This is a genomic window from Streptomyces sp. NPDC001450 (assembly GCF_053597295.1).
The window spans coordinates 1-7,726 of the sequence record NZ_JBSFHY010000098.1; the positions used below are offsets into that span (position 1 = coordinate 1).

Sequence of the window (7,726 nt, forward strand, 5' to 3'; positions counted from 1 at the left end):
CCTGCGGGGCCCCTGAGGCTTCCGCTCATCCCGAATCTCGAAGTCCATCGCATCCCCTGAGCTGGGGTGTTGCGACGACCACTAGAACGGAAGCAGCGCCGGGGGCCCTTCTCTCGATACTCCTGCTATTGCCGTTACTGCTGTTACTGCTGCTGTTGCTGTTGCCGTCTAGGCGTCGAGGACCTGTCCGGCCCGCTTCACCACGGGCGGCAGGACGCTCCACGGGAAGTTGATCCACTCGTCGGTGCGCTTCCAGACGTACTCGCACTTCACGAGGGAGTGGGACTTCTCATAGATCACGGCGGAGCGCACCTCGGCGACGGTGTCGAGGCAGAAGTCGCGCACGAGCTTGAGCGTCTTGCCGGTGTCCGCGACGTCGTCGGTGATGAGCACCTTCTTGTCGGAGAAGTCGATGACGTTGGGGACGGGCGCGAGCATGACGGGCATCTCGAGCGTCGTCCCGACGCCCGTGTAGAACTCGACGTTCACGAGATGGATGTTCTTGCAGTCGAGGGCGTAGGCCAGCCCGCCGGCGACGAAGACACCCCCGCGCGCGATGCTGAGCACGATGTCCGGCTCGTACCCGTCGTCGGCGATGGTCTGCGCCAGCTCACGGATGGCGGCACCGAACCGCTCGTAGGTCAGGTTCTCCCGTACGTCGCTCATGTCGCGGCCGTCCTCACACCTGGGTCCGGTGGAAGTTCTGGAAGGACCGCGAGGCGGTCGGCCCGCGCTGCCCCTGGTACCGGGAGCCGTAGCGCTCGCTGCCGTACGGGAACTCGGCGGGCGAGCTGAGCCGGAACATGCACAGCTGGCCGATCTTCATGCCCGGCCAGAGCTTGATCGGCAGGGTGGCGAGGTTGGACAGCTCCAGGGTCACGTGGCCGCTGAAACCCGGGTCGATGAACCCGGCGGTGGAGTGCGTGACGAGCCCCAGCCGCCCCAGCGAGCTCTTCCCCTCGAGGCGCGAGGCGAGATCGTCCGGCAGCGTGATGACCTCGTACGTGCTGGCCAGCACGAACTCGCCGGGATGCAGGATGAACGGCTCGTCGCCCTCGGGCTCGACCAGCCGCGTCAAGTCGGCCTGCTCGATGGACGGGTCGATGTGGGGGTACCGGTGATTCTCGAACACCCGGAAGAAACGGTCGAGACGCACGTCGATGCTCGACGGCTGCACCATGGATTCGTCGTAAGGATCGATGCGCACCCGCCCGGCGTCGATCTCGGCCCGGATGTCCTTGTCTGAGAGAAGCACGTCCCGAGGATACGCAAGGCACGCGGAGCCGCGACAATCGTGCGACCCCGCGCGCCTTTCGATCTTGCAGCGCCTGCCCGCTACCGCTTCTGCAGAGCCACCGGCACCGCACTGCGGAGCCGGGCACACCGCGGACACCTCACCAGCCGGCCGGGGCCGAGCCGCTCGGCCTGCTGCATCGGGAACGAAGCGGTGCTGAAGACGTGCCCGTCCGCACAGCGAACGACGGTGCGTTCCATCAAGTCCCTCAAGTCCCTTCCCCAAGAGCCGCGTCCGGCTTGCTGCCCTGACGACAAAAGCCACATTACGGGATCAAAGAGACGACTCTCCAGGCGGCACTCCGGCCCCACCCGGACCCTCTCCCACCCCTCCACGGTACGCCCCAACTCGCGTCCCCCGCACCGGAATCCCACCCCTCCGACGCGCCTGCAACACACCCCCAACGCACACGGACCCCGCGGTCCGAGCACCGGGGGTCTGCGATGAGGTACAGTGAGCGAGCGTTCGGACATCGACTCTACGGAGCCGCCCCGTCCGTCTTACGCGGGTGTAGTTTAATGGTAGAACATCAGCTTCCCAAGCTGAGAGCGCGAGTTCGATTCTCGTCACCCGCTCCAGAGAGAAACCCCAGGTCAGTGGCCTGGGGTTTGTTTGTTGCCTAGACCAATTTGAGGGCGGCGTGCCCTCTGCGTGCCCTGACGCGACAAGGTCCACCCGCTCGAGATCCCCACGGTCATCGCCCGACGCGGCCCCGAACACGGCTCCGGCCTCGGAGTCCGCCGCTGGGTCGTAGAAGGCGCCATCGCGCTGCCGCACTGGTTTTGGCGCGTGCGCATCCGCTGGGAGATCCGCGACGGCATCCGCCAAGCCTTCATCGCCCTCGGCTGCGCCATCATCTGCTGGTGACGGCTGAAAACCAGTCAGCCCCTAGTGCCGGGCGTCGTTGTTGCTGCTGAGGTCGGGTACGTCGGCGGACAGCAGGTGTTCGGCGCCGCCTTCGAGGGCCTTGGCCGTCTCGGTCGAGCGGGGGAGCATGGTCTTCTCGTAGGTGCGGATCGCGTCGGCGACGGTGGCGGCGTTCGCGAGAGCGAGGGCGATTTCGCCGGCGTCGAGCATGGCGAGGTTGACGCCGACACCGAGCGGGGGCATGAGGTGGGCGGCATCTCCGAGCAGGGTCACCGTCGGGTTGTGTTCCCAGGCGTGCGGGACCGGGAGGGCGAAGATCGGGCGGTCGACGTAAAGGCCGTCGTTTTCCGTGATCATCCGGCGCATGCGGGGCGACCAGTGGGCGTACTCGCCCAGGAGCAGGGCGCGGATGCCGTCGGTGTCCTCGACTGTCAGGCCGCTCGTGCTGATCCAGTCGAGGGGGACTCGTTGGACGATGTAGACGCGGATGTGGTTTCCGCTGTTGCGCTGGGCGAACAGGCCGCGCTCGCCGTCGGCTGCGTGGGCGCTGCCCTGGCCGACCAGCTCGGCCATGTCCGGGTGCCGGTTCTCGACGTCTGAGAACCATGCTTCCAGGAAGCTCACCCCGGTGTACTGGGGGACGGCGGGGGACACGGCCGGGCGTACCCGGGAGGAGGCTCCGTCGGCGCCGATGACCAGATCGGTCTGGACGGTCGTGCCGTCGGTGAAGTGCAATCGCCGCGGCCCGCCGTCGGGTCCACTGATCGTGTCGAGGGCGCGGCCCCAGTGCACGGTTCCCGGTAGCAGGGAGTCGAGCAACAGGTTACGCAGCTGGCCACGGTCGATTTCCGGCTTGAAGAGTTCGTGGGCCGCCGGGACTTCATGGGACGTGATCGTGCCGGTCGCGTCCATCTGGCGCATTTCCTGCCCTTCGGGGCGGGCGAGCTTGAAGAACTCGTCGAGCAGACCGGCTTCGCGCAGGGCGATCTGGCCGCTGTCGGCGTGCAGATCGAGGGTGCCCCCCTGGTTGCGCGCGTCGGGGCCCCGGTCGCGGTCGTAGACGGTGACCGCTATGCCGCGCTGCTGAAGGATGCGGGCGCAGGTCAGTCCGCCGGGGCCGGCGCCGATGATGCTGATGCGTGCCCGGGCGGGTTCTGGGGAGTTCATGGTTGTCCCTTTCAGTCGGCGAAGAGGGGCGAGCAGGCCGGGCGTCGTCGGCCTCGGCACCCGGTTGTGCCACGCAGAGGGGCCTCTCAGGTGAACAGGTCGGCGCAGGGCAGACGATGACCAGGCTGACGAGGGATGTGCCGCTCATCAGGTACTCGCGATAACCCATAAAATCAGAGCGAGTAGAAAAGTGCAACGACTCTACTTAGCGACTGATGCGACTATCGAGTACGCTGTAGCCATGACCGTGCCCTCTGCCAGCCGCCGCGACCGCAAGAAGGCGGCCACCCGGCAGGCGATCGCCGACGCCGCACTGCAACTCTTCCTGGAGCGCGGCTACGACCAGGTGAGCATCCGTGACATCGCCGACGCCGCCGACGTGTCGACCGCGACGGTGTTCAAGCACTTCAGCGGCAAGGAAGCGCTGGTATTCGACCAGGACGAAGACCGAGAGTCACAATTGATCGCCGCGGTGCGCCAGCGACCCTCCGACCAAAGCATCCTCGATGCCCTTCGACAGCACGTCCTGGACACCTGGCCGTCGATCGAGACGCATCCTCAGGCGGCCGAGTTCACCAACCTGGTGAACTCCACGCCGGCGCTGCGCGCCTACGCCGAACGCATGTGGACCCGGTACACCGACAGCCTCAGCGCAGTCATCGCCGACGAGTTCGGCGTGGACCACGACAACCTCGCATGTGTGGCTCTTGCCCGATTCGTACTCGAGATCCCGGTGCTCGCTCGCGGCCGGCAGGACCGCCGGGCCGCCGTCGAGGGAGTCTTCGACATCCTCACCCACGGCTGGGAGCCGCCGAGCAAGCCGCCCGCGCAGTAGCGCCTGGGCCGTTTCCTGGGCCCGTCCTCGACCAGCGCTTCACGAAGGGCGATAGCTCTGCGGAGGGTGGAAAGCCCCCGCAGAGCGAAGCACGCTGAGCGTCACCGGCTCGTCGAAGGAGACGGGATCCTCCAGCGTGAGGCCGCTCGCCTGAGTCGCGCCACTCATGCAGGCGTCGTACTCGCGCCGAGTGATGCCTGTCTGGGTGCGGTGGGCGGACCACACCTCCTTTGGGGGGCAACGTGGACTGAAGCGATGCGCGCCATGCCCACCAGAGCCATGGTGGGCGCGGTCGCGTACAGCAGACCAGGGGTCCCGGATGATCTCGGCCTCGCTCATGCCCCGGCGCTTGGCCGCCTCCTTGATGATCGCCAGGTCCCGGACCGCCCCGGGCGCGGGCGCCGCGGTCGCCCCGCCGGAACCGCCGGGTGGCCTTCGTCTCGCTGCTGGGGTCTCGGCGCGCTCGTCGGCACGGTCGCCCGCCGATGACGACGGCAGCCGCGCCCAAGCCGTCGACGGAGGTCACAGCGCTGTGACCGGAAAGACTCGACGGCAACAGTGCGGCCCGGGAGAGTAATTTCTGTGGTCGTGAAGTGAGAAATCGACACGGCGCACGAGAAATATTCCTGAGACGGCAGACAGCCAGGAATTATCCACCCCGCGAGGTCGCTCACGACGTGCTACTGTCGGTGTTAGTTGCAGGTGTGGTTGCCAGAAGGTTTTTCCGACGGCTGATCATCACGGCGACACGGAATGCGCACAGGGTGCATTCCTGACACCGCCTCCGAAGGAGAAACAAAATGGCCACTGGCACCGTGAAGTGGTTCAACGCGGAAAAGGGCTTCGGCTTCATCGAGCAGGACGGCGGCGGCGCCGACGTCTTCGCCCACTACTCGAACATCGCCACCCAGGGCTTCCGCGAGCTGCTGGAAGGCCAGAAGGTGTCGTTCGACATCGCGCAGGGCCAGAAGGGCCCGACGGCCGAGAACATCGTTCCCGCCTGACGCGTCGCACTGACACATACTTCGCAGCTGGGGCCCGCACCTTGGGGTGCGGGCCCCAGCTCGCTTCATTTTCAGGGTGATTCAACCCTGCTTTTTCCGGCTCGTTCTCGAGATTCTCTGCGCCGTTCATTTCACTGCGGAAATTCCTTGAATACGCGCCCGCATCGAGGAAGGTTCCGCATGAACCGTGCACGCACAACTCGCACATACGACCGCTTCGGAGGAAGCGCTGCCGTCGGCCGCTCCGCTGTTCAGAGCCGCTCCAAGGGCTACGGTGGCCGGCGGGCCGCACAAGGTGAGTTCGCACTGCCGAAGACGAGCACACCGGCGTTGCCCGCCGTCGAGTCGTTCGCCGATCTCGCCATGCCGACGCCGTTGCTGGCCACGCTCGGCCACGAGGGCGTGACCGTACCGTTCCCCATCCAGGCGGCTACCCTGCCGAACTCCCTCGCCGGCCGTGACGTACTCGGTCGCGGCCGCACCGGGTCGGGCAAGACCCTCGCCTTCGGCCTCGCGGTACTGGCCCGTGCGGCGGGTCGGCGCGCCGAGCCGCGCCGGCCACTGGCCCTGGTCCTCGTCCCCACCCGTGAGCTGGCCCAGCAGGTCACCGACGCGCTCGCTCCCTACGCCCGCTCGGTGAGCCTGCGGCTCGCCACCGTGGTCGGCGGAATGTCCATCGGGAGGCAGGCCGGTGCGCTACGCACCGGTGCGGAGGTGGTCGTCGCGACGCCCGGTCGGCTCAAGGACCTCATCGACCGGGGCGACTGCCGACTCGACGACGTCGGCATCACGGTTCTCGACGAGGCGGACCAGATGGCCGACATGGGATTCATGCCCCAGGTCACCGCCCTGCTCGACCAGGTGCGCCCCGAGGGCCAGCGGATGTTGTTCTCGGCCACCCTGGACCGCAACGTCGACCTGCTGGTCCGCCGCTACCTGACCGACCCCGTGGTGCACTCCGTCGACCCGTCGGCCGGTGCCGTCACCACGATGGAGCACCACGTACTCCACGTGCACGACGCGGACAAGCACCGCACGACCACCGAGATCGCGGCCCGGGACGGCCGGGTCATCATGTTCCTGGACACCAAGCACGCCGTGGACCGGCTGACCGAACACCTGCTGAACAGCGGTGTCCGCGCCGCGGCCCTGCACGGTGGCAGGTCGCAGCCGCAGCGCACCCGGACCCTGGCGCAGTTCAAGGACGGTCACGTCACCGTCCTGGTCGCCACCAACGTCGCGGCCCGCGGCATCCACGTCGACAGCCTCGACCTGGTCGTCAACGTGGATCCGCCCAGCGACCACAAGGACTACCTGCACCGTGGCGGCCGTACGGCCCGCGCCGGGGAGTCCGGCAGCGTCGTCACCCTGGTGACACCCGCCCAGCGCCGCGGCATGAGCCGACTGATGGCCTCGGCCGGCATCACCCCGCACATCACCCCGGTCCGCTCGGGCGAGGCGGAGCTGAGCCGCATCACCGGCGCCCAGACGCCCTCCGGCCTCCCGGTGGTCATCACCGCGCCTGCCGTGGAACGCACCCGCCGCGCGTCTTCGTCCTCCCCAGGCCGCCGGGGCCGCACCGGCCAGGGCCGACCCGTCGGCGCGGGGGTGCGCCGCAGGGCACGGCGGCCCGGTAGCGACTCGGCTGCCTAGACCGGCGCGGTCCCAGGAGCCCCCGTGGACGGCCGCAAGGGCCGTCAGGCCGACCAGCCCTTACCGAAGGAGACCCCCTTGACGCCAGAGCGGACGCAGTACCGCAGGCCGGACCCCGCCCCCGTGTCCGTGGTCGACGACAGCGAAGGGCACGGGCCTCGGGTAAGTGATGACATGACCGTCGAAGTGGCTCTGGCCGTCATGGCGGGTGCCCGGGTCGATTACCTGACCGTGTGCGACGGGGACGACGAGAGCAAGGGCTTGGTCACCCTGGTCCGGCTCGCCGTTCTCCGCAACAGTTCCACGTACACGGACCGGATCCGCCTGCGGGACGTCCTCGACGGATCGCCGCCCCCTTCCGGCCCCGGCGGCGTCGGTGAGTACGGCCGGGTTCCGGGCGGCGTCGCCCTCTCGCGCTGATCCGCCTCGGCCCGGGCATGCCGTTCTCCCCCCTGCGACTACTCCCCCGTGAGGCATCATGCGCTGTGTCATCGCCCGGTACCCGTTCGACCTGACCAGGACCGGGGTGTTGGCCTCGATGAAGGGCGTCAGGCCCGAGCTCGTCACGGGGGCGTCCGTGACCATCGGCCGCCGCCGCTACCCCGTCAAGCAGGTGGGCCGGGTCGTCACGCGACAGGACCCCCGTGACTTCACCGCCGGCGAGGTCGTGCGGGCGATGACGCGTCTCGGCTTCACCTGCCACGACCGCCCCGAGGGCGCGTCCGTGGGCGAGGGTGGACCCACTCTCCTCCACACCGCGTCCGCGCTGCTCGGCGGCACCGGCCCCGTGGCCGTGTGAGGACGGGCGGGAGACCGCCCTCAGGAGCCCGGTGGCAGGTCCCCGGCGACAAGCTCGCGCTTGAGCTCGATGCCGGCGACGAAGAAGAAGACGGCGAGGAGGCCCTC

The 7,726-nt window shown here is 68.3% G+C and carries 8 protein-coding genes, 1 tRNA gene and 1 pseudogene; 6 read left to right on the top strand and 4 right to left on the bottom strand.

Annotated features, from left to right (window positions below; all coding sequences use genetic code 11):
* Window positions 1–168: 168 nt before the first annotated feature.
* Both ACWC5O_RS44640 and dcd read right to left on the bottom strand, forming a co-directional pair.
* A complete protein-coding gene (locus ACWC5O_RS44640; protein WP_145879306.1) occupies window positions 169–666 on the bottom strand; it encodes a phosphoribosyltransferase in 498 nt (165 codons plus the stop codon).
* A 13-nt stretch (window positions 667–679) separates the two neighbouring features.
* Complete coding sequence (gene dcd, locus ACWC5O_RS44645) at window positions 680–1,255, bottom strand: dCTP deaminase (protein WP_450592355.1); 576 nt, start codon at window positions 1,253–1,255, stop codon at window positions 680–682.
* A 543-nt stretch (window positions 1,256–1,798) separates the two neighbouring features.
* Between dcd and ACWC5O_RS44650 the strand changes: the two genes are divergently transcribed.
* A tRNA-Gly gene (locus ACWC5O_RS44650) sits at window positions 1,799–1,872 on the top strand.
* Window positions 1,873–2,182: 310 nt separating this feature from the next.
* Here ACWC5O_RS44650 and ACWC5O_RS44655 read toward each other — a convergent pair.
* Window positions 2,183–3,328 (bottom strand): FAD-dependent oxidoreductase, encoded by a 1,146-nt coding sequence (locus ACWC5O_RS44655; protein WP_450592357.1) that lies wholly within the window; start codon window positions 3,326–3,328, stop codon window positions 2,183–2,185.
* A gap of 241 nt (window positions 3,329–3,569) precedes the next feature.
* Here ACWC5O_RS44655 and ACWC5O_RS44660 point away from each other — a divergent pair, with 241 nt between their 5' ends.
* The 5 genes from ACWC5O_RS44660 (at window position 3,570) to ACWC5O_RS44680 (ending at window position 7,619) form a co-directional block, all read left to right on the top strand.
* Window positions 3,570–4,163, top strand: a complete 594-nt coding sequence (locus tag ACWC5O_RS44660) for a TetR/AcrR family transcriptional regulator (protein WP_450592359.1) — start codon at window positions 3,570–3,572, stop codon at window positions 4,161–4,163.
* Between the two features lie 800 nt (window positions 4,164–4,963).
* Window positions 4,964–5,167: a cold-shock protein gene (locus ACWC5O_RS44665; RefSeq protein WP_028799214.1), complete on the top strand. Its 204-nt coding sequence runs from the start codon at window positions 4,964–4,966 to the stop codon at window positions 5,165–5,167.
* Between the two features lie 180 nt (window positions 5,168–5,347).
* A complete protein-coding gene (locus ACWC5O_RS44670; protein WP_450592360.1) occupies window positions 5,348–6,820 on the top strand; it encodes a DEAD/DEAH box helicase in 1,473 nt (490 codons plus the stop codon).
* A 174-nt stretch (window positions 6,821–6,994) separates the two neighbouring features.
* Window positions 6,995–7,240: a CBS domain-containing protein gene (locus tag ACWC5O_RS44675; RefSeq protein WP_450592361.1), complete on the top strand. Its 246-nt coding sequence runs from the start codon at window positions 6,995–6,997 to the stop codon at window positions 7,238–7,240.
* A gap of 58 nt (window positions 7,241–7,298) precedes the next feature.
* Window positions 7,299–7,619, top strand: a complete 321-nt coding sequence (locus ACWC5O_RS44680; protein WP_450592362.1) for an SCO5918 family protein — start codon at window positions 7,299–7,301, stop codon at window positions 7,617–7,619.
* A 35-nt stretch (window positions 7,620–7,654) separates the two neighbouring features.
* Here the strand turns inward: ACWC5O_RS44680 and ACWC5O_RS44685 are convergent.
* Window positions 7,655–7,726 (bottom strand): annotated as a pseudogene (locus tag ACWC5O_RS44685) (Na+/H+ antiporter NhaA); the annotation flags it as partial.

Bases quoted from the DNA above. Each gene is read 5' to 3' on its own strand.
- ACWC5O_RS44665 (WP_028799214.1), top strand. From the start codon at position 4,964: ATGGCCACTGGCACCGTGAAGTGGTTCAACGCGGAAAAGGGCTTCGGC.
- ACWC5O_RS44640 (WP_145879306.1), bottom strand. From the start codon at position 666: ATGAGCGACGTACGGGAGAACCTGACCTACGAGCGGTTCGGTGCCGCC.
- ACWC5O_RS44660 (WP_450592359.1), top strand. From the start codon at position 3,570: ATGACCGTGCCCTCTGCCAGCCGCCGCGACCGCAAGAAGGCGGCCACC.
- ACWC5O_RS44670 (WP_450592360.1), top strand. From the start codon at position 5,348: ATGAACCGTGCACGCACAACTCGCACATACGACCGCTTCGGAGGAAGC.
- ACWC5O_RS44655 (WP_450592357.1), bottom strand. From the start codon at position 3,328: ATGAACTCCCCAGAACCCGCCCGGGCACGCATCAGCATCATCGGCGCC.
- ACWC5O_RS44680 (WP_450592362.1), top strand. From the start codon at position 7,299: ATGCGCTGTGTCATCGCCCGGTACCCGTTCGACCTGACCAGGACCGGG.
- ACWC5O_RS44675 (WP_450592361.1), top strand. From the start codon at position 6,995: ATGACCGTCGAAGTGGCTCTGGCCGTCATGGCGGGTGCCCGGGTCGAT.